Here is a 19,403-nt window from a genome sequence, read left to right on the forward strand (position 1 = left end):
ATCGTCCGCCGGGGGCGGCAAACGGGTTGCCTGCGGCGTGCCTCCGGACGACCATGGCACCGTGACGGCAGATGGGGATCGGGTGGAGGCGTATGTCGTCGCGCTGGGCCGCGAGCTACGCGGACCACGGCGCGCGAAGGACGACCTTCTGCGCGAAGCGCGCGACCACCTGACCGACGCCACCGAGGCGATGGTGGCTGGGGGTCGGTCCGAGCACGACGCGCAGCGACGGGCGGTGGCGGAGTTCGGGTCGGTCGACGACGTGGCCCCGGCCTACCAGGCGGTGCTCTCCTCCGGCTCCAGCCGGCGGATCGGCCTGGGCCTGTTCGTGGTGACTGCCGCCCAGCCGGTGGCCTGGGACCTTGCGGTCGGCTCCGGCCAGCCGGACGGCAGGGTGGGGGCGCTGCTCGGCGTCGGTGTCCAGGTGGTGGGCATCGCGTGCCTCGTGGCCGCGCCGCTGCTCGTGCTGCTCGGTGGGATCGGCGTGCGCCGGTTCGGGATTCGCAAGGGGTTGGTGCGGGCCGGCGTGCTGGCCACCTTGGTGCTCAGCCTGCTGATCGCCGGGCAAGCGGTGGCCATGGTCTCGGTGTCCAGCACGCCGCTGCCGATCGGGCTCTCCATCGCCGGTGGCATCGCACTCGTGCCCTACGGCCTGATCTCGGTGGCGAGCCTGCGCTGTCTGCGTGCGCTCGCGCGCACGCAGGACCTAGGCCGGACCCGGCTGCGGTCGTAGCAGCGCCTCGACCACGCCGGACAGGTCGCGCCAGGAGGCTCGTTCGTCGGCCAGGGCCCGGCGCCCCGCCTCGGTCAATCGGTAGGTCCGCCGCTTGCGGCCGCCCACGGTGCTCCACTCGCTGGCCAGGAAGCCGCTCTTCTCGAGCCGGCGCAAGGCGGGGTAGATCGTGCCGGTCGGCAGGTCCAGCGCGCCGCCGCTCCGACGGGTGAGTGACTCGAGGATGGCGTAGCCGTGCAGAGGCTCGTGCTCGACCGTGGCCAGCACCATGCCGTCGATGTGCCCACGCACCGCGTCGCTCCTCACAGGCCCAGCCTACGCATTCGGTAATAGATAGACAATCGACATGTAGATATTCTATATATAGAGCGCCTACCTATGGAGGTTGTCATGTCGAGCCGGTTCGAGCGCCTGGGGTCGTGGTCGACCCGTCACCACTGGAGAGCTCTGGTGTGCTGGGTGGTGGCGTTGGCCGCGATCACGGGTGCCTCGCTCGCGCTGGGGAACGCCTACCGCGACAACTACGACCTGCCGGGCAGCGAGTCCCAGCAGGTCGCGGACGCGGTGGGGCGGGACGCGAGCGCAGCGGCCATCCAGATCGTGGTCCATGACGAGGCAGGGCTGACCTCACCGCAGGTCCGGGCGAGGGTCGACGCACTGCGAACCCGGGTTGCGGCGCTGCCGCACGTGCAGCAGGTCGCCGACCCTTACACGAGCCCGGGCGCCGTCTCGCCCGACGGCGAGACCTCGTTCTTCACAGTCACGCTCGACACCGCTCCCATGGATGCCGACCCGGCCGACGTGCGCGAGCTGGTCAGCACCGCGCGGGCCCACCAGGGGCACGGCCTGGAGGTCGAGCTCGCGGGTGACGCCGTGCAGGATGCCACGGCACCGGGCGGCTCGTCCGAGGGAATCGGCATGCTGGCGGCCCTGCTCATCCTCATCCCGCTCTTCGGGTCCATCCTGGCTGCCGGGTTGCCCCTCATCACCGCAGTGTTCGCCGTCGGCAGCTCGGTGGGCCTGGTGGCCCTCGTGTCACACCTGGCCACGGTGCCGACCTATGCCGCGCCGATGATGATGCTCGTCGGCCTCGGTGTCGGCATCGACTACGCGCTGCTGGTCTTCTCTCGCTACCGCAGCGAGCTCTTACGCGGCGCCGACCGCGATGCCGCCACCGCCCGTGCCCTGGACACGGCGGGCCGGTCGGTGCTCTTCGCGGGGTGCACGGTGATCATCGCCCTGCTCGGCCTGCTGATGCTCGGTCTCGCCGCGCTGCAGGGGCTCGCGCTCACGATCGCGTTGACCTTGCTGCTGACCATGGTCGCCTCGATCACGCTGCTGCCGGCGCTGCTGACGCTTTTCGGCCGACGGCTGGAGCGCGCGGTGCAGCGGCGCGCCAGTCGATCGGGCCGAACGCCGGGGGACCGGTGGCGGCTCCTGGCCGACCGCGTGCAACGTCGCCCGCTGCCCGTGCTCATCGGTGGCCTCGCGATACTCCTCCTGCTGGCTGCTCCCGTCCTGCACCTGCGCCTCGGATTCGCCGATGCCGGGACGAACCCGCCGGACAGCACCACCCGCAAGGCCTATGACCTCCTGGCCGACGGTTTCGGGCCGGGCGCGAGCAGCCCCCTGATCGTGCTCGCTGAGAGCGACCAGCGCGGCGCCCAGTCCGCCGCCCGAGTGCTTCGGATGACGCCGGGCGTGGCCGACGTGCGCGGTCCGCTGCCCTCCGGAAGCGCCGGCTGGATCCTGATCGTCACGCCGACCACAGCTCCCGCGTCGGAGCATACGACCGACCTGGTGCACCGGTTGCGTGACGACGTGCTGCCAAGCGTCGGCGACCACGCCGGTGGTCGCTACCTGGTCGGCGGCGCCACGCCCGCGACGATCGACTTCTCCGACGCAGTCGGCCAGCGGCTGCCCTGGTTCATCGGAGCCGTGGTGCTGCTGTCGGCACTCCTGCTCATGGCGGTCTTTCGCTCCCTCGTGATCGCGGTCAAGGCCGCGCTGCTCAACCTCCTCAGCATCGCCGCGGCCCTGGGCGTCATGACCTTCGTGTTCGGCGACGGCCACTTCGGGGCCCAGCCCGGCCCCATCGAGGCGTTCCTGCCGGTGGTGGTGTTCGCCGTCGTCTTCGGGCTGTCGATGGACTACGAGGTGTTCCTGGTCTCCCGGATCCACGAGGAGTGGCAACGCACGGGAGACGCAACCGCCGCCGTCCGCGAGGGGCTGGCGATGACCGGCGGCGTGATCACCGCGGCGGCCGCGATCATGATCGTCGTCTTCGGGGCGTTCCTGGCGAGCCCCGGCCGGATGCTCCAGGAGATGGGCCTCGGGCTCGCGGTCGCGGTCCTGCTCGACGCCGTGGTGATCCGCTGCCTCGTCGTGCCGGTTGTCCTGCGGCTGCTCGGCGAGCGGGCCTGGTGGCTGCCGCGGTGGATCGGCCGGCTCCTGCCGCCGGTCCGGCTGGAACCCGAGGGCGAGCAGGAACCGTCGGGCAGGCACACGGCATACGTCTCCTGACACCGCGATGATCTCCGAGGGCGGGCGAAACCGGGTGTCAGGCGTCGCGGCGGGAGACCACGATGAGCAGTGCCGCCACGAAACCCACGACGTAGACGGACAGCACCACCGTCGCCGACGTCCCGGAGAGCGTGGTGAGGACTCCGGGGGTGCCGCCCTCCGTACCCACCGGAGTCGAGCCGAGGGCACCGGCCAGGGAGCCGGCAGCCGTCCCGGGCAGGTGGTCGGTGACCACCTCGAGCGGGCCGAGCGCCGAGGCGACGGCGCGCAGCAGGTTCTCCACGACGAGGGCCCAGACCAGGCCGAGGCCCACGGACAGGGCGGGGCCGCGGGCCAGCACCCCGACCAGCGCGCCGCCGGCGGTCCACATCGCCGCGATCAGCAGCGCCGCGCCCACCCCCTGCAGCACCGCCAGCACGGTCGGCCACGCGACCGGGCTACCGATGATCGCCATCGTGACGGCGCTCGCGCCGATGTCGAGGACGAGGGTCAGCAGGACCAGGCACGCCAGCCAGAGGCCGAGCGCGACGGCGGTGCCGGAGAGGGCGGTCCGTCGTCCGGGACCTTGGCTGAAGACGGTCTTCCAGGTGCCCCAGCCGTAGCCGCTGCCGGTGGCCAGGGCGCCCATGACGAGAACCAGCGCGCCGCCGAACATCGGCAATCCCGAGGTCAGGGCCTGCGGCACCGCGTCGAGGTTCAGCTCGGCGAGCAGCGTTGCAGCACTGCGGTCCCCGGAGTCGGCCGCCGAGCGGTACTGGAGGTAGCCGATGACGTAGCCGAAGGTGAGGTCCAGGGCCAGCCAGACGCCGGTGATGATCCAGGTGGTCGGCCACTTGGCGAGGCGGAGCAGCTCCGCGCGGACGGTGGCACTCAGGCCGGGGACCCCCGTGAAGCGCCGCGTGAGGGACGAGCGGGGACTGCGAGGTGGCTTCGGGGGAGGGCCTGATGGGGCGGTCTGGGTGGGGCGACTCATGACGCGACCTCCTCGTCGCTCAGGGTGGGCAGGGTCGGCGGCACGTCAGAGGCGTGCACCGCGTCGCCGGTCAGCTCGAAGAAGACCTCCTCGAGCGTGCGGCCGACCGGCGCGATCTCGAACACGTCCGCCCCGCCCCGGACCAGGTCGCGGGTGAGCGCGGGGATGGAGGCGGCGTCCTGCTCGATGCGGATGGTGCCGTCGTCGAGGCGGCGCACGCGGCCGGGGGCCACCCGGGACAGGACGGCGTGCACCGCGTCCTCCGGCTCGGCGCGTAGCCGCACGCCGCTCGCACCCCGCAGCTCACTGACCGTGCTCTGGGCGAGCAGCCGGCCGTGGTTGATCACGCCGACCCGGTCGCAGACCTGCTGCACCTCGTCGAGCAGGTGGCTGGACAGCATGACCGTCTGCCCATGGGTGGCGAGCCGTCGCACCAGCGCGCGCATGTCGGCCATGCCGGTCGGGTCGAGCCCGTTGGTGGGCTCGTCGAGGATCAGCAGGTCGGGGTCGCCGAGCAAGGCGGCGGCGACGCCGAGCCGCTGTTTCATCCCCAGCGAGTAGGACCTGAACCGGTCGCGGCTGCGGCCGCTCAGGTCGACCTGCTCGAGTGCGAGGTCCACGCTCGCGTCCGACAACCGGGTGTACCGGGCCAGCACCCTCAGGTTGTCCCGGCCGGACAGGTAGGGATAGAAGCCCGGACCCTCGATCAGCGCGCCGACCCGGCGCAGCACCGGGGGATCGCCAGGTGTCCCGCCGAGCACGTTTGCCGTGCCGGACGTCGGGCGCACCTGCCCGATCAGCATGCGCATGGTGGTGGTCTTGCCGGCGCCGTTCGGCCCGAGGAACCCGTAGACCTCACCGCGCCGGACGGTGAGGCTGACGGCGTCGACGGCGGTGTGCGACCCGTAGCGTCGGGTGAGGTGGTCGGTGACCACGATGTCCTGTGTCATGCCGGACAGCCTCGCGGCCACCGCACCACTCCCGCGTCGGCCACCGGACGGCTCTGCGACTACGCCGAGCGGGGTATTCGGGCGGCGACCGGCCATCACCTCGATGTATGCCGGCCGCTCACGTGAGGCTCGCCCGCGCCCGCCCACCGGACCGGGGCGCGCGGCGGCGACCGGTCGGCATACGCTGCGACCGTGAGCGAATCTCCTGTCCGCATCGGCGTCCTCGCGCTGCAAGGTGACGTCCGCGAGCATCTGCGGGTACTGGGCGAGCTCGGCGCCGTGGCCGTCGGCGTCAGGCGGCCGGCCGAGGTCGAGTCGATCGACGCCCTGATCATCCCCGGTGGCGAGTCCACGACGATGGACAAGCTGGTGCGGGCCTTCGACCTCCAGGAGCCACTGCGCAAGCGGCTGGCCGGGGGTATGCCGGCCTACGGCTCGTGCGCGGGCATGATCATGCTCGCGGACCGGCTCGCCGACGCCCGGCCGGACCAGGAGACCCTGGGTGGCCTCGACATCACGGTGCGGCGCAACGCCTTCGGCCGTCAGGTCGACTCGTTCGAACACGACCTGCACATGCCCGCCCTGCGAGACGGGGTCCGAGATCCCTTGCGCGCGGTGTTCATCCGAGCTCCCTGGGTCGAGGATCTCGGGCCGCAGGTGGAGGTGCTGGCTCGGGTCGAGGAGGGTGAGGCGGCCGGGCGCGTGGTCGCGGTGCGGCAGGGCAACATCGTCGCGACGTCGTTCCACCCCGAGGTGACCCGGGACGCTCGCGTGCACGAGTACTTCGTGGGTCTGGTCCGTCGCGTCGTGCCCTGACCCTGCTGCGGTGGGGCACAGCAGCCGCGCGCGGCGCGGGTAGGATCGGGCAGGCTCGATGACAGGACGGCAGACGAGGGAGAGCGCATGAGCCGCGGGAAGGCACACGCATGAGCGGCCACTCCAAGTGGGCGACGACCAAGCACAAGAAGGCGGCGATCGACGCCAAGCGGGGCAAGCTGTTCGCCAAGCTGATCAAGAACATCGAGGTCGCGGCCCGCACCGGCGGCGGTGACCCGGCCGGCAACCCGACCCTCTACGACGCCATCCAGAAGGCCAAGAAGACCAGTGTCCCGAACGACAACATCGACCGCGCGGTCAAGCGCGGCAGCGGCGCCGAGGCCGGTGCCGCCGACTGGCAGAACATCACGTATGAGGGCTACGCGCCCGGCGGAGTGGCGGTGCTCATCGAGTGCCTCACCGACAACCGCAACCGGGCCGCGGCCGAGGTGCGCACGGCGCTGACGCGCGCCGGCGGCAACCTGGCCGAACCCGGGGCAGTCTCCTACCTGTTCAACCGCAAGGGCGTGGTCATCGTCCCCAAGGAGGAGCTGACCGAGGACCGGTTGCTCGAGGTGGTCCTGGACGCGGGTGCCGAGGAGATCAACGACCTCGGGGAGTCCTTCGAGATCCTGAGCGAGGCCACCGACTTCGTCGCGGTGCGCGAGGCGCTGCAGGCTGCCGACATCGACTACGACTCGGCCGAGGCGTCCTTCGTGCCCACTGTCGAGGTGCCGCTCGACGTGGACGGCGCCCGCAAGATGTTCCGCGTCATCGAGGCCCTCGAGGACAGTGACGAGGTGCAGAACGTCTGGGCCAACGGCGACGTCCCCGACGACGTGCTGGCCGAGCTCGACGACGAGGACTGAGGCCGAGGACACGGCGCGGGCAACCCGGACGGCGCGTCGCAGCGGCGTGCGGAGGCACCCACGAGGTACGTTCGGAGCGAACAGGTGTTCGGCGAGGACGAGGAGAAGGCCGTGCGGGTGCTGGGCGTCGACCCGGGGTTGACGCGCTGTGGCATCGGGGTCGTGGACGGCGGCGTCGGCTCACCCCTGCGGCTGGTCGCCGTGGGTGTGGTCCGCACGCCCTCGGGTGACCCGGTGCAGGAGCGGCTGCTCACGATCCAGACCGAGATCGACGACTGGATGCGCCGCTACGAGCCCGACGCGGTGGCCGTGGAACGGGTCTTCAGCCAGGCCAACCTGGCCAGCGTGATGGGCACCGCTCAGGCGTCGGCGATCCCGATGCTTGCCGCCGCACGGCTCGGGCTGCCGCTGGCGCTGCACACCCCGACCGAGGTCAAGGCCGCCGTGACCGGCAGCGGCCGTGCCGACAAGGCGCAGGTGACCACGATGGTCACCCGGATCCTGCGGTTGGACACGCAACCGACGCCGGCCGACGCCGCGGACGCACTGGCCCTTGCCATCTGCCACGTATGGCGTGGCGGCGCCGAGGACCGGCTGCAGCAGGCGGCAGCGGCCCAGCGCCGTGCCGTCGCCGCCCGACGTGCGAAGGTGGGCCGGTGATCGCCTCCGTCCGCGGCCCCGTGCAGCACGTCGGGCTCGACTCCGTCATCGTCGAGGTCGGCGGGGTGGGACTGCTCGTCCACACGACACCGGGCACGGCCGCCGACCTGCGCCGTGGGAGCCAGGCGACCCTGGCCACGAGCCTCGTCGTGCGTGAGGAGTCGCTCACCCTCTACGGTTTCGCCGACGCCGACGAGCGCGCCCTCTTCGAGCAGGTCCAGACCGTCTCCGGAGTGGGACCGCGGCTCGCCCTCGCCATGCTGGCGGTGCACCCGCCGGACGTGCTCCGGGGGGCGATCAGCGGCGGCGACCTGGCCACCCTGACCAAGGTGCCCGGCATCGGCAAGAAGGGCGCCGAGCGGATCGTGCTGGAGCTGCGCGACAAGGTGGTCGCCGGCGAGGCGTCCCCGGGCACGCCGGCGCGGGCGGCGGGCCGCGAGCCCTGGCGCTCGCAGGTCGGCGAGGCGCTCGTCGGACTCGGTTGGTCGGCCAAGCAGGCCGACGACGCGGTGGAGGCGGTGGCCGGCCAGGCCGGAGACGGCGGCGACGTCTCGGGCCTGCTGCGTGCCGCCCTGCGTGAGCTGGGCCGTTGACAGGGCGGATGGGACGGATGGAGGACGGAGACGCACGGCGCGAGCAGACCGATCGCGACCGGTATGCGGACGGCTCCAGCGACGCGACCGCGCGCATCGTCGATGCCAGGCCGGAGCCGCTGGACGACGAGGAGCACCGGATCGAGGCGGCCCTGCGGCCGCGCAAGCTCGCCGACTTCCCCGGACAGACGCGGGTGCGCGACCAGCTCGCCCTGGTCCTCGAGGCGGCTCGTCGGCGCGGCACCCCGCCCGACCACGTCCTGCTGTCCGGCCCACCCGGCCTCGGCAAGACGACGCTCGCCATGATCGTCGCGAGCGAGCTGGAGGCACCGATCCGGATCACGAGTGGCCCGGCGATCCAGCATGCCGGTGACCTGGCCGCCATACTCTCCTCCCTCACCGAGGGTGAGGTGCTCTTCCTGGACGAGATCCACCGGATGTCCCGCGCGGCCGAGGAGATGCTCTACCTCGCGATGGAGGACTTCCGGGTCGACGTGATCGTCGGCAAGGGTCCTGGGGCGACCGCCATACCGCTCGAGCTGCCCGTCTTCACCGTGGTCGGTGCCACGACCCGCGCGGGACTGTTGCCCGCTCCGCTGCGCGACCGCTTCGGCTTCACCGGTCACCTCGACTTCTACGCGACGCAGGACCTCGAGCGGATCCTCACCCGCAACGCGGTCCTGCTCGAGGTGGAGGCGGTGCCAGAGGGCATCGCGGAGATCGCGGGCCGGTCGCGGGGGACTCCGCGCATCGCCAACCGGCTGCTGCGGCGCGTGCGTGACTGGGCCCAGGTGCACGGCCGCAGCGTCGTCGACGGCGACGCCGCCCACGCCGCCCTCGCCCTGTTCGACGTCGACGACCGCGGCCTCGACCGGCTCGACCGCGCGGTGCTCGAGGCACTCTGCCGGCGGTTCGGGGGCGGGCCGGTGGGACTGTCCACGCTGGCCGTCGCCGTCGGGGAGGAGCCGGACACGGTGGAGACCGTGGCCGAGCCGTTCCTGGTGCGGGAGGGCTTCATGTTGCGGACCCCCCGGGGCCGGGCGGCGACCCCCCTCGCCTGGCAGCACGTCGGCCTCACCCCGCCGCCCGGCAGCGACACGCCGACCCTGCCGCTGGGTGGTGACGGGCGGTTCGGCGCCTGATCCCGGCGCGCCGGACGACGCGCCCTTTGGCGCTGGGCCGAGGCTCACATAGACTCGTTCTCTGCGCACCGGTCCACACCGGTCATCACCGGGGTACTGCGCCCGGACCACGTTCGGTTCCCGCACCAGCTAGAAGGACTCACACATGCCGTTCCTCGTCCCCGAGGCATCCTCGTCAGGTAGCAGCGGCGGGCTCGGTAGCCTGCTCATCCTGGCCATCCCGATCCTGTTGATCGGCTGGATGTTCATGTCGCAGCGGCGACGCCGGCGCGACATGGAGTCGATGCAGGCCAGCCTCGACGTGGGAGACGAGGTCTCCACGACCTCCGGGCTCCACGGTCGGATCGTCGAGATGGATGACGCCATCGTGACGCTGGAGATCAGCCCCGGAGTGAACGTCCGCTTCGACCGACGCGCCGTGCTGCGCAAGCCCGCCCCGAGTGTCGCCCACGGCGACTCGGAGCCTTCCACCGACTAGGACTCCCCAACTCGTGGCGATCAAACCCCAGAACCGCACACCGCTGAAGACCCTCGCGCTGCTGGTGCTGCTGATCCTCGGCCTGTTCGGCGGCATCGTCGCCGCCTCGGGCGCCGGCAACCCGGTCGACGCGTGGCGGCCCAAGCTCGGCCTCGACCTCGAGGGAGGGCGCCAGATCGTCCTCGCTCCCGTGATCGAGGGTGGCAAGCAGATCAACTCCCAGCAGGTGACCCAGGCCGTCAGCATCATCCGGCAGCGCGTCGACGGCAGCGGCGTCAGCGAGGCCGAGGTCACCACCCTCGGTCAGAGCAACATCGTGGTCTCGCTCCCGGGCAACCCCGACCAGGCCACCCTGGACTCCCTGAAGCAGTCCTCCCAGCTGCGCTTCCGCGCCGTCATCTGCGCCTCCTCCAGTCCCGGCGTGCCGGCTGGGTGCCCGTCACCCCAGGCGGCGCAGCCGGCGCCCTCCGGCACGAGTACGCCGAAGGCGTCCGGTGAGGCAACTGGTACGCCGTCCGTGAAGTCGACGCCGACGGCGTCGAGCAAGGCCACCAGCGCGCCACGGAAGAGCACGCCGAGCCCGAAGAAGACGTCCTCGGCCGGTGCCGCCGTCCCTCAGGCGCTGCGCGCGGACAGCACGCCGAGCCCCAGTGGCACAGCCACCGCGAGCAAGACCGCCACCGCGACCCCCTCGGGCGCCTCGACGGCCACCCCCACGGCGTCCGCCTCGCCGGGGCAGGAGCAGCCGCAGACCAAGCCCAAGAACGCCAGTGACGTCGCCTGGGTGACCCCGGCCCTGACCAAGGCCTACCAGCAGCTCAACTGCAAGACCGCCAAGGGCCGTGAGCAGGCCCTGGCGCCGGTGGACAAGCCGATGGTGGCCTGCCAGACGGACGGCCGGGAGAAGTTCATCCTCGGACCGTCCGAGGTCACCGGCGCCCACATCTCCGACGCCAGCGCGGGCTACCAGACGGGTCAGAACGGCGTGCAGACCAGCGTCGTCGAGGTCGCGCTCAGCTTCGACAAGGTCGGTGCCCAGCAGTTCGAGAAGGTCACCGCACGGTTGACGCCGCATCCGGAAGGCGACCCCCAGAAGCGGTTCGCCATCGTGCTGGACGGCCAGGTCATCTCGGCGCCCCAGTCACAGGCCGTGATCCGTGACGGCAGGGCCAGCATCACCGGCAACTTCACCCTGGACTCCGCCAAGCTCCTCGCGGACCAGCTGAAGTTCGGCGCCCTCCCGATGTCGTTCCAGGTGCAGACCTCCGAGCAGATCAGCCCGCAGCTCGGCAGCGAACAGCTGAAGATGGGCATCATCGCCGGCATGATCGGGCTGCTCCTGGTGGTGATCTACTCGCTCCTGCAGTACCGCGCCCTCGGTTTCGTGACGGTGTGCTCGCTGGCGATCGCGGGCCTCTCCAGCTACGGGCTGGTGACCCTGCTGGGCTACACGCACAACTTCCGGCTGACCATGGCCGGGGTGACCGGGTTGATCGTGTCCATCGGCATCACCGCGGACTCGTTCATCGTCTACTTCGAACGCGTGCGCGACGAGGTCCGCGACGGTCGACGACTCCGTTCGGCGGTGGAAACCGGCTGGGGCCGGGCCCGGCGCACCATCCTGATCTCCGACGGCATCAACTTCCTGGCAGCGGCCATCCTCTACGTGCTCTCCGAGAGCAGCGTCAAGGCCTTCGCCTTCACCCTCGGGCTGACCACGCTCGTGGACGTGGTGGTGGTGGTCCTGTTCACCCACCCGCTGCTGACCATCCTGTCGAGCACCGAGTTCTTCGGGCAGGGACACAAGTGGTCCGGCTTCGACCCCGTCCGGCTGGGCGCCAAGAAGATCACGTATGCCGGGCGGGGGCGGGTCTCGATCGCGGGTCAGCGGCCCGCTGAAGGGGGGACCGCCTGATGATGAGCTTCGCGCAGTTCGGCAACGACCTCTACACGGGCAAGCGCTCGATGAACATCGTCGGCCGGCAGAAACTCTTCTATGCCATCTCGGGCGTCATCCTGGTCCTCGCCGCCATCGGAATCTTCGGCACCGGGCTGAACTTCGGCCTCGAGTTCCGCGGCGGCTCCGAGCTGCGGGTCTCCGGGCTCTCGACCACGCAGAACTTCGAGGCGAAGGCCAAGGAAGCCATGTCCGAGGCGACCGGCGGTGCCGAGAACCTCGTGGTCACCACCATCGGGTCGGACACGATCCGGATCCAGACCGAGAAGCTCAACGAGACGCAGACCAACGCGGCGCAACGGACGCTGGCGAAGGACTTCGGCGTGCCCGAGAGCCAGGTCAGCGCCAACTTCATCGGTGCCTCCTGGGGCAAGGACGTCACGAACAAGGCGATCAGTGCGCTGATCTGGTTCCTCGTGCTCGTGTCGATCGTGCTCGGGATCTACTTCCGCACCTGGAAGATGGCCCTGTCGGCGCTGGTCGCGCTCCTGCACGACCTGATCATCACCGTCGGGATCTATGCGCTGTTCAAGTTCGAGATCACCCCCGCGTCGATGATCGGCTTCCTGACCATCCTCGGCTACTCGCTCTACGACACGGTCGTCGTTTTCGACAAGGTCCGCGAGAACACCCGGGCGGCCCAGGCGAGCGGACGGCAGACCTACAGCCAGGCGGCCAACATGGCCGTCAACCAGACGCTGGTGCGTTCGATCAACACCTCGGTGGTCGCGCTGCTGCCGGTCGGCGCCATCCTCGTGATCGGTTTCACCTACCTCGGCCCCGGCACCCTGCTCGACCTGAGCCTCGCGCTCTTCGTCGGCATCGCGGCCGGCACCTACTCCTCGGTCTTCATCGCCACACCGCTGCTGGCCGACCTGCGTGAACGCGAACCGGGCATGAAGGACCTCGCCAAGCGCGCGAGGAAGTACCAGGAGAAGCTCGCCCACGGCCGCCGTGTCTCCGACACCGGTCTCGTCCTCGACGACGACGGGAACGTGTCCACCGACAGCGGTGGTGCGGGGCAGGCGCCCCCAGCGGCAGCTTCATCGCCGGCCGACGCGCAGCCGGCCGAGGCGACTTCGGGTGTCAACGGCGAGGAGGCGGCGCAGTCGTCCGACGAGGTCCCGCACGGCGGCCGGCAGCTGCACCCCTACGCCCGGACCGGACCGAGGGGCCAACCCAAGCGGTCGTCCAAGTCCCGGCGCTGAGGTGCGAGGATGACCGACACGGTGCGGATGGAGGAGCTGGTCGGCCGTCACGTCCGTGACATCCCCGACTTCCCGGAGCCGGGCGTGGTCTTCAAGGACTTCACCCCGCTGCTGAGTGACGGACCGGCCCTGGGCGCGGTGGTGCGTGACGTTGCCTCGCGCCACCGCGGCAGTGTGGACGTGGTCGTCGGGATCGAGGCGCGCGGCTTCATCCTCGGCGCGGCCGTGGCCTACGAGCTCGGCATCGGCTTCGTCCCGGTCCGCAAGGCCGGCAAGCTGCCCGGTGCCACCTTGTCGACCGACTACGCCCTCGAGTACGGCACCGCCTCGATCGAGGTGCACGCTGACGCGTTCACGCCGGGAACGCGCGCGCTGGTGGTCGACGACGTGCTGGCCACCGGTGGCACGGCGGCGGCGACCTGCGAGCTGGTCGAGCGCGCCGGTGCCCAGGTCGTGGCCTTCGAAGCCGTCATCGAGATCGGCTTCCTGCGCGGCCGCGACCAGCTGACCGACCGCCGGGTCCACACCATGCTGGAGATCTGAGGTCGTCCTCAGAGCGGCCGGCTGCCGCCCTCCGGACGGCTCACTGCGCCTCCAGCAGCTGGCGCAGCACGTACTGCAGGATCCCGCCGTGCCGGTAGTAGGCGGCCTCGGCGGGGGTGTCGATGCGCACGGTGGCCTCGAACGACCGGCTGCGTCCGTCCTGTTCCGCCTGCACCTGCACGGTGGCGGGTACGTTCTCGCCGCCGGCCAGCCCGGTGATGGTGAAGGTCTCCTCACCGGTCAGTCCCATCGAGTCGGCGTTCTCACCCTCGGGAAACTGCAGTGGCAGCACGCCCATGCCGATCAGGTTGGACCGGTGGATGCGCTCGTATGACGTGGCCAGCACCGCACGCACGCCGAGCAGCGTGGTGCCCTTGGCGGCCCAGTCGCGCGACGAGCCCGAGCCGTACTCGGCGCCGGCCAGCAGGACCAGGGGCACGCCCGCCTCGGCGTAGCTGACCGACGCGTCGTAGATGGTCGTCACCGGACCGTCCGGCTTGGTCAGGTCGCGAGTCCAGCCGCCCTCGGTGCCCGGTGCGAGCTGGTTGCGCAACCGGACGTTCGCGAAGGTGCCCCGGATCATCACCTCGTGGTTGCCGCGCCGGGAGCCGTAGGAGTTGAACTCCTTCCGGGTCAGCCCGTGCTCGGTCAGGTAGGCGCCGGCGGGGGAGTCGGTCTTGAACGCTCCCGCGGGGCTGATGTGGTCGGTGGTCACCGAGTCGCCGAGCTTGGCCAGCACCCGCGCACCCGTGATGTCGGCCAACGGCTCCGGCTCACGGCCCATGCCGTCGAAGTAGGGCGGTCGGCGCACGTAGGTGGAGCTCTCGTCCCACTGGAAGATCTCGCCCTCCGGCACGGGCAGACTGCGCCAGTTGTCGTCGCCGGCGAACAGGTCGGCATACCCCGTGGTGAACATGTCGGCGCGCAGCGAGCCGTCGACCAGCTCGGCGACCTCCTGCTCGGTCGGCCAGATGTCACGCAGGTAGACCGGCTTGCCGTCCGGGTCCGTGCCCAGCGCGTCGCGGAGCAGGTTGACGTGCATCGTGCCGGCCAGGGCGTAGGCGATCACCAGGGGAGGGGAGCACAGGAAGTTCATCCGCGTCTCCGGGTGGATGCGGCCCTCGAAGTTGCGGTTGCCGGAGAGCACCGAGCACACGGTGAGGTCGCTCCCGGTCACGGCCGTGCTGACTTCGGGGATGAGCGGGCCGGAGTTGCCGATGCACGTGGTGCAGCCGTAGCCGACCAGGTTGAAGCCGAGCTTCTCGAGCGACGGGGTCAGGCCGGCCCGGTCCAGGTAGTCGGTGACCACCCGGGAACCGGGCGCGAGAGAGGTCTTGACCCACGGCTGGCTGACGAGGCCGCGCTCGACGGCCTTCTGGGCCAGCAGCCCGGCGCCCACCATCACCGAGGGGTTGGAGGTGTTGGTGCAGGAGGTGATGGCGGCGATGACGACGTGGCCGTTGTCGACGCTGGCGCTCCTGCCGTCGGCGAGGGTGATCGGGGTGGTCTTGGAGGGCCACTCGTGCGCGGACTCGCAGGAGCAGGGGGTGTGCGGTTCGTCCTCCGGGCTGTCGTGGTCGATCGCGATCGGGTCGCTGGCGGGGAAGGACTCGCTCGAGGCCTCGTCCAGACCCTGGAGGGCCTCCTCGACGGAGCTGCCGGTGAGCAGCTGGGAGATGGCGTGCGGCACCAGTTTGAGCGGGATCCGGTCCTGGGGACGCTTCGGTCCGGCGATCGAGGGCTCGACGGTGGACAGGTCGAGCTCCAGGCGGACCGAGTACTCCGGCTCGTGCTCGGGGTCGTGCCACATCCCCTGCTCCTTGGCGTAGGCCTCCACCAGGGCGATCTGCTTCTCCTCCCGACCGGTCAGCCGCAAGTAGTCCAGCGTCACCTGGTCGATCGGGAAGATCGCGCAGGTGGAGCCGTACTCCGGGCTCATGTTGCCGATCGTCGCGCGGTTGGCCAGCGGCACGTTGGCCACGCCCGGCCCGTAGAACTCCACGAACTTGCCGACCACGCCGGTCTGACGCAGGAGCTCGGCGATCGTGAGGACCAGGTCGGTGGCGGTCGTGCCGGCCGGCAGCTCACCGATCAGCTTCAGGCCCACCACTTGCGGGACGAGCATGCTCATCGGCTGACCGAGCATGGCGGCCTCGGCCTCGATGCCGCCGACGCCCCAGCCGAGCACACCGAGCCCGTTGACCATCGGGGTGTGCGAGTCGGTGCCGACCAGGGTGTCGGGATAGGCGAGCGTGCCGCCCTGGCCGTCCTCCCGCGTGAAGACGGTCCGAGCCAGGTGCTCGAGGTTCACCTGGTGGCAGATGCCGGTGTCCGGGGGCACCACCGCGAAGTCGCGGAACGCCTGCTGGGCCCAGCGCAGCAGCTGGTAGCGCTCCTGGTTGCGCTCGAACTCCAGCTGCGCGTTGAGCTTGAACGCATCCGCCCGGCCGAAGACGTCGGCGATGACGGAGTGGTCGATGACCAGCTCGGTCGGAATGAGTGGGTTGATCTTGGTCGGGTCGCCACCGAGGTCGGTGATGGCATCGCGCATCGCCACGAGGTCGACCACGCAGGGCACGCCGGTGAAGTCCTGCATCAGCACCCGCGCCGGCGTGAACTGGATCTCGCGGCCGTGCGCTGCGCTCGGGTCCCACTGGGCCACCGCGTCGATCTGTTCGGTGTTCACCAGGTGCCCGTCCTCGCAGCGCAACAGGTTCTCCAGCAGCACCTTGAGGCTGTAGGGCAGCCGCGCGGACCCCTCGATCCGGTCCAGTCGGTGGATCGTGTAGGTCAGGTCGTCCACGACCAGCTTGCCTTCGGTCCCGTAGCTGTTGGTGCTCATGGCTCTCCATCCTTGGTCGCCGGTCAGGTGGTCGGTGGGCTGGTCAGGTTGGTTCAGTAGGGCGTCCCGATCTTGCGCCACTTGCGTCCGCCGGTGCCCGGCTCGGGCGGAGGGGTGGCCTTGCGGCTGCGGTAGACGACATACGGACGCCACAGGTACCACAGCGGATAGCTCCAGGCGTGGACGAGCCGGGTGAACGGCCACAGCAGGAACAGCAGCCAGGCCGCGACCGCATGGATCTGGAAGTAGAGCGGGGCCTGCAGGGCGACCGACACGTCCGCACTGCCGGTGAACAAGCTGCGGAACCAGATCGAGATGGTGTCGCGGTACTCGTGCCCGAGGGGTGCGTTGATGGCGGTCACGACGATCCCGAGGATGACCATGATCCCCAGCAGTACCATGGCGACCCAGTCCACCGGGCTGGTGGTGGCCTTCACCCGGGGCACGAACAGCCGACGGGTGGCGAGGATCCCCATCCCGACGATCACCAGCGCGGCCGCGATCAGGCCGGCGGTGGCGGAGAACAGGTGGTAGACGTGCTCGTCGATTCCGATGGCGTCGATCCACGACTTGGGGACGAGGATGCCGAGGACGTGACCGCCGATCGCGGCGAAGGTGCCGTAGTGGAACAGCGGCGCCCCCCACTTCAGCCGGCGCCGCTCCTGCAGCTGCGTGGAGTAGCTGGTCCAGCCGTACTGGTCGTAGCGCCAGCGCCAGATGTGGCCGACGATGAAGACGGCCATCGCGACGTAGGGCAGGATCACCCACCAGAAGTATGCCCACGTGCTGCTCATCGCCGTGCCTCCGTCCCGGTGAGGTACTCCGGTGGCGCGAAGGGCTCCAGCCCCACCTCTTCCGCGGGTGGGCCCTCCGACCAGGCCCGCGCCACCTGGGCAGCCTCCCGCCGCCCGAGCGAGGGCAGCCCCGCCTGGACTGCCGCCACGAGGTGCGCATAGGGCGACTGGGCGTCGTCCAGGGCCTTGCGGAGCAGCTCGAGGTCGGCACGGTGGGAGGTCAGCAGCTCCGCGCCGCGCCGGTTCATGGAGGCGAATTCCAGCACCAGGGGCAGGTAGTCGGGCAGCTCGTCGTCCGTCGGGGTGAAGCCCTCCACCCGGTATGCCGTCTTGAAGGCGATCATCGCCAGTCCCCGGCGCCTGGTGTCACCGAAGCGGTAGTAGGTCAGGTAGAGCGCGCAGCGGCGGCGCAGGTCGAAGGTCTCGACGTAATGGCGTGCCACCTCGGTCGGTGGGGTGTCGCGCAGCCACGCGAGGAACGTCGCGAACGCGGTGCGCGAGCTTTGCGGTGAGGTGGCCGCGGCGGCCTCCTCCAGGGCCGCCATGCCCTCGAAGAACGAAGCGGTCGGATATTGCAGCAGGACGGAGGCCAGCTTCCACGCGGGTGCCGGGTTGCGGCGTCTCACGGGGCGCTCTCCTCGGGAAAGAGGCCCGGCGCGGACCCGCTGCCGTCCCAACCGAAGAGGTTGAACCGTTGGCGCCCGGCATCGTCGCGGAACTGGTGGCTCGCGCCCGGGGAGGCGCCACCGTGGAACGCGTCGACGCCCTCGGGGCCGGTGCCGCCCATCCCCGGCCCGCCCGGGGTGTCCAGGCTGCAGAAGAGCTGTTCGTGCTGGGCCATCAACCGGCCGGCGTCCTCGGTGTGCGCCGGGGGGATGACGTAGCGCTCGTCGTACTTGGCGATGGCCAGCAGCCGGTAGAGGTCGTCCAGGTCGTCCGGCGACGCGCCCACCTGCTCGGGCAGGTCGTCGGCGGGGTCGATGCCGAGCTGGGCGGCGCGCTGGTAGCCGCGAATCGCCGCGAGCTTGCGCAGGACCCGGCGGATGTGGCTGGTGTCCCCGGCGGTGAACAGGTTGGCGAGGTACTCCATGGGGATGCGCAACGACTCGATCGTGGCGAAGACGCGATCCGGGTCGTTCTCGTCATACCCCTCGGCGTGGGCCACGTCGGCGACCGGCGACAGCGGCGGGATGTACCAGACCATGGGCAGCGTCCGATACTCCGGGTGCAGGGGGAGGGCCACCTTGTGCCGGCAGGCGAGGGCGTAGACCGGCGAACGGCGAGCGGCCTCGATCCAGTCGGTGGGGATGCCGGCGCGCTCCGCCTCGGTGCGGACCTGCGGGTCCTCCGGGTCGAGGAAGACCGACAGCTGCGCCTCGTAGAGGTCCTGCGGATCGGGGGTGGCAGCCGCCTCGAGGACCTTGTCCGCGTCATACAGGAACAACCCCAGGTAGCGCAGTCGACCGACGCACGTCTCCGAGCAGATGGTGGGTTGGCCCTGCTCGATGCGGGGGAAGCAGAAGGTGCACTTCTCCGCCTTGCCGGTGCGGTGGTTGAAGTAGACCTTCTTGTACGGGCACCCCGAGACGCAGAATCGCCAGCCGCGACACCGGTCCTGGTCGACGAGCACGATGCCGTCCTCGTCCCGCTTGTACATCGCGCCGGACGGGCAGGACGCCACACAGGACGGGTTGAGGCAGTGCTCGCAGATGCGCGGCAGGTAGAACATGAAGACGTCCTCGAACTCCATCCGCACCCGGTCCTCGAGCCCGGCGAGGTTGGGATCGGCCATCGCCCGCGCGGGCGCGCCGGCCAGGTCGTCCTCCCAGTTCGGGCCCCAGTGGAGGTTGACGTCCTTGCCGGTCAGCGCCGAGATCGAGTGGGCCGTGGGGTTGTGGGCACCGAGAGGCGCGTCGATGACGGTCTGGTAGTCGTAGGTCCACGGGTCGCCGTAGTCGTCGATCGAGGGCAGGTTGGGGTTCCAGAATATCTGCAGCAGCTTGCGCACCCGGCCACCGGCCTTGAGCTGCAACCGACCCCGCTTGTCCAGGGTCCAGCCGCCGTGCCACTGCTCCTGGTCCTCGTAGCGGCGGGGGTAGCCGACCCCGGGCTTGGTCTCGACGTTGTTGAAGTAGACGTATTCCATGCCTGGCCGGTTGGTCCACGTCTGCTTGCAGGTGACCGAGCAGGTGTGGCAACCGATGCACTTGTCGAGGTTCATCACCATCGCGACCTGCGCCATGGGCCTCATGTGTTCTACCTGCCTTCCGTCGGACCGGGTTCCGCGAATCGCCGAGCGAAGAACGAGTCAGGACTTCGTGG

Annotated in this window: 18 protein-coding genes; 11 read left to right on the plus strand and 7 right to left on the minus strand. The window is 70.5% G+C overall.

The features are described 5' to 3' along the window. Positions 1-61: 61 nt before the first annotated feature. Positions 62-733, plus strand: a complete 672-nt coding sequence (locus tag FCN22_RS06750) for a permease prefix domain 1-containing protein (RefSeq protein ID WP_137120787.1) — start codon at positions 62-64, stop codon at positions 731-733. On the opposite strand, the gene FCN22_RS06755 is transcribed toward FCN22_RS06750, so the two are convergent. Then, a complete protein-coding gene (locus tag FCN22_RS06755; RefSeq protein ID WP_137120788.1) occupies positions 707-1,039 on the minus strand; it encodes a PadR family transcriptional regulator in 333 nt (110 codons plus the stop codon). The two genes, FCN22_RS06750 and FCN22_RS06755, sit on opposite strands and share 27 nt — an antisense overlap. Before the next feature lie 84 nt (positions 1,040-1,123). Between FCN22_RS06755 and FCN22_RS06760 the strand changes: the two genes are divergently transcribed. Next, a complete protein-coding gene (locus tag FCN22_RS06760) occupies positions 1,124-3,256 on the plus strand; it encodes an MMPL family transporter (protein WP_202911447.1) in 2,133 nt (710 codons plus the stop codon). Between the two features lie 37 nt (positions 3,257-3,293). Here FCN22_RS06760 and FCN22_RS06765 read toward each other — a convergent pair whose 3' ends face one another. Together FCN22_RS06765 and FCN22_RS06770 are read right to left on the minus strand one after the other, a co-directional pair. Next, complete coding sequence (locus FCN22_RS06765) at positions 3,294-4,229, minus strand: ABC transporter permease (protein WP_202911448.1); 936 nt, start codon at positions 4,227-4,229, stop codon at positions 3,294-3,296. Next, the gene (locus FCN22_RS06770; protein ID WP_137120790.1) at positions 4,226-5,179 is read right to left on the minus strand and encodes an ABC transporter ATP-binding protein; all 954 of its coding nucleotides are present in this window, start codon (positions 5,177-5,179) and stop codon (positions 4,226-4,228) included. Before FCN22_RS06770 ends, FCN22_RS06765 begins: the two co-directional genes overlap by 4 nt. A gap of 192 nt (positions 5,180-5,371) precedes the next feature. On the opposite strand from FCN22_RS06770, the gene pdxT reads away from it, so the two are divergent. The 9 genes from pdxT (at position 5,372) to FCN22_RS06815 (ending at position 13,445) form a co-directional block, all read left to right on the plus strand. Then, positions 5,372-5,995, plus strand: a complete 624-nt coding sequence (pdxT, locus tag FCN22_RS06775) for a pyridoxal 5'-phosphate synthase glutaminase subunit PdxT (protein ID WP_137120791.1) — start codon at positions 5,372-5,374, stop codon at positions 5,993-5,995. Positions 5,996-6,105: 110 nt separating this feature from the next. Next, positions 6,106-6,864 carry a YebC/PmpR family DNA-binding transcriptional regulator gene (locus FCN22_RS06780; protein WP_137120792.1) on the plus strand — a complete coding sequence of 253 codons (759 nt, stop codon included), beginning with the start codon at positions 6,106-6,108 and terminating at the stop codon, positions 6,862-6,864. 111 nt (positions 6,865-6,975) lie between these two features. Further along, positions 6,976-7,524 carry a crossover junction endodeoxyribonuclease RuvC gene (ruvC, locus tag FCN22_RS06785; RefSeq protein WP_137120874.1) on the plus strand — a complete coding sequence of 183 codons (549 nt, stop codon included), beginning with the start codon at positions 6,976-6,978 and terminating at the stop codon, positions 7,522-7,524. Then, complete coding sequence (ruvA, locus tag FCN22_RS06790; RefSeq protein WP_137120793.1) at positions 7,521-8,117, plus strand: Holliday junction branch migration protein RuvA; 597 nt, start codon at positions 7,521-7,523, stop codon at positions 8,115-8,117. Before ruvC ends, ruvA begins: the two co-directional genes overlap by 4 nt. A 17-nt stretch (positions 8,118-8,134) precedes the next feature. After that, positions 8,135-9,259 carry a Holliday junction branch migration DNA helicase RuvB gene (ruvB, locus tag FCN22_RS06795; protein WP_137120794.1) on the plus strand — a complete coding sequence of 375 codons (1,125 nt, stop codon included), beginning with the start codon at positions 8,135-8,137 and terminating at the stop codon, positions 9,257-9,259. A 145-nt stretch (positions 9,260-9,404) separates the two neighbouring features. Then, positions 9,405-9,737, plus strand: a complete 333-nt coding sequence (yajC, locus tag FCN22_RS06800; protein ID WP_137120795.1) for a preprotein translocase subunit YajC — start codon at positions 9,405-9,407, stop codon at positions 9,735-9,737. A gap of 13 nt (positions 9,738-9,750) precedes the next feature. Beyond that, positions 9,751-11,652 carry a protein translocase subunit SecD gene (gene secD, locus FCN22_RS06805; protein WP_137120796.1) on the plus strand — a complete coding sequence of 634 codons (1,902 nt, stop codon included), beginning with the start codon at positions 9,751-9,753 and terminating at the stop codon, positions 11,650-11,652. Beyond that, positions 11,652-12,902, plus strand: a complete 1,251-nt coding sequence (secF, locus tag FCN22_RS06810) for a protein translocase subunit SecF (RefSeq protein ID WP_137120797.1) — start codon at positions 11,652-11,654, stop codon at positions 12,900-12,902. Before secD ends, secF begins: the two co-directional genes overlap by 1 nt. A 9-nt stretch (positions 12,903-12,911) precedes the next feature. Beyond that, positions 12,912-13,445, plus strand: coding sequence for an adenine phosphoribosyltransferase (locus tag FCN22_RS06815; RefSeq protein ID WP_137120798.1), 534 nt, complete (start codon positions 12,912-12,914; stop codon positions 13,443-13,445). 40 nt (positions 13,446-13,485) lie between these two features. On the opposite strand, the gene FCN22_RS06820 is transcribed toward FCN22_RS06815, so the two are convergent. The 4 genes from FCN22_RS06820 to narH are packed head-to-tail and all read right to left on the minus strand — an operon-like array spanning position 13,486 to position 19,332. Then, on the minus strand, positions 13,486-16,287 hold the full coding sequence (locus FCN22_RS06820; protein ID WP_137120799.1) for an aconitate hydratase: 2,802 nt from the start codon (positions 16,285-16,287) through the stop codon (positions 13,486-13,488). 53 nt (positions 16,288-16,340) lie between these two features. Further along, positions 16,341-17,081 (minus strand): respiratory nitrate reductase subunit gamma, encoded by a 741-nt coding sequence (narI, locus tag FCN22_RS06825; protein ID WP_137120800.1) that lies wholly within the window; start codon positions 17,079-17,081, stop codon positions 16,341-16,343. Beyond that, positions 17,078-17,707 (minus strand): nitrate reductase molybdenum cofactor assembly chaperone, encoded by a 630-nt coding sequence (gene narJ, locus FCN22_RS06830; RefSeq protein WP_238384565.1) that lies wholly within the window; start codon positions 17,705-17,707, stop codon positions 17,078-17,080. Before narJ ends, narI begins: the two co-directional genes overlap by 4 nt. Beyond that, positions 17,704-19,332: a nitrate reductase subunit beta gene (gene narH / locus FCN22_RS06835; protein WP_137120801.1), complete on the minus strand. Its 1,629-nt coding sequence runs from the start codon at positions 19,330-19,332 to the stop codon at positions 17,704-17,706. The genes narJ and narH overlap by 4 nt, the downstream gene beginning before the upstream one ends. Between the last annotated feature and the right edge of the window lie 71 nt (positions 19,333-19,403).

This window comes from Segeticoccus rhizosphaerae (assembly GCF_005222685.1).
GTDB classification, from domain to species: Bacteria; Actinomycetota; Actinomycetes; order Actinomycetales; family Dermatophilaceae; genus Segeticoccus; species Segeticoccus rhizosphaerae.

What these genes read in the sequence shown, in the direction of transcription:
- FCN22_RS06760 (WP_202911447.1), top strand. Translation starts at nt 1,124, where the DNA reads ATGTCGAGCCGGTTCGAGCGCCTGGGGTCGTGGTCGACCCGTCACCAC.
- FCN22_RS06765 (WP_202911448.1), bottom strand. Translation starts at nt 4,229, where the DNA reads ATGAGTCGCCCCACCCAGACCGCCCCATCAGGCCCTCCCCCGAAGCCA.
- FCN22_RS06770 (WP_137120790.1), bottom strand. Translation starts at nt 5,179, where the DNA reads ATGACACAGGACATCGTGGTCACCGACCACCTCACCCGACGCTACGGG.
- FCN22_RS06780 (WP_137120792.1), top strand. Translation starts at nt 6,106, where the DNA reads ATGAGCGGCCACTCCAAGTGGGCGACGACCAAGCACAAGAAGGCGGCG.
- ruvB (WP_137120794.1), top strand. Translation starts at nt 8,135, where the DNA reads ATGGAGGACGGAGACGCACGGCGCGAGCAGACCGATCGCGACCGGTAT.
- yajC (WP_137120795.1), top strand. Translation starts at nt 9,405, where the DNA reads ATGCCGTTCCTCGTCCCCGAGGCATCCTCGTCAGGTAGCAGCGGCGGG.
- secF (WP_137120797.1), top strand. Translation starts at nt 11,652, where the DNA reads ATGATGAGCTTCGCGCAGTTCGGCAACGACCTCTACACGGGCAAGCGC.
- FCN22_RS06815 (WP_137120798.1), top strand. Translation starts at nt 12,912, where the DNA reads ATGACCGACACGGTGCGGATGGAGGAGCTGGTCGGCCGTCACGTCCGT.
- FCN22_RS06820 (WP_137120799.1), bottom strand. Translation starts at nt 16,287, where the DNA reads ATGAGCACCAACAGCTACGGGACCGAAGGCAAGCTGGTCGTGGACGAC.
- narI (WP_137120800.1), bottom strand. Translation starts at nt 17,081, where the DNA reads ATGAGCAGCACGTGGGCATACTTCTGGTGGGTGATCCTGCCCTACGTC.
- narH (WP_137120801.1), bottom strand. Translation starts at nt 19,332, where the DNA reads ATGAGGCCCATGGCGCAGGTCGCGATGGTGATGAACCTCGACAAGTGC.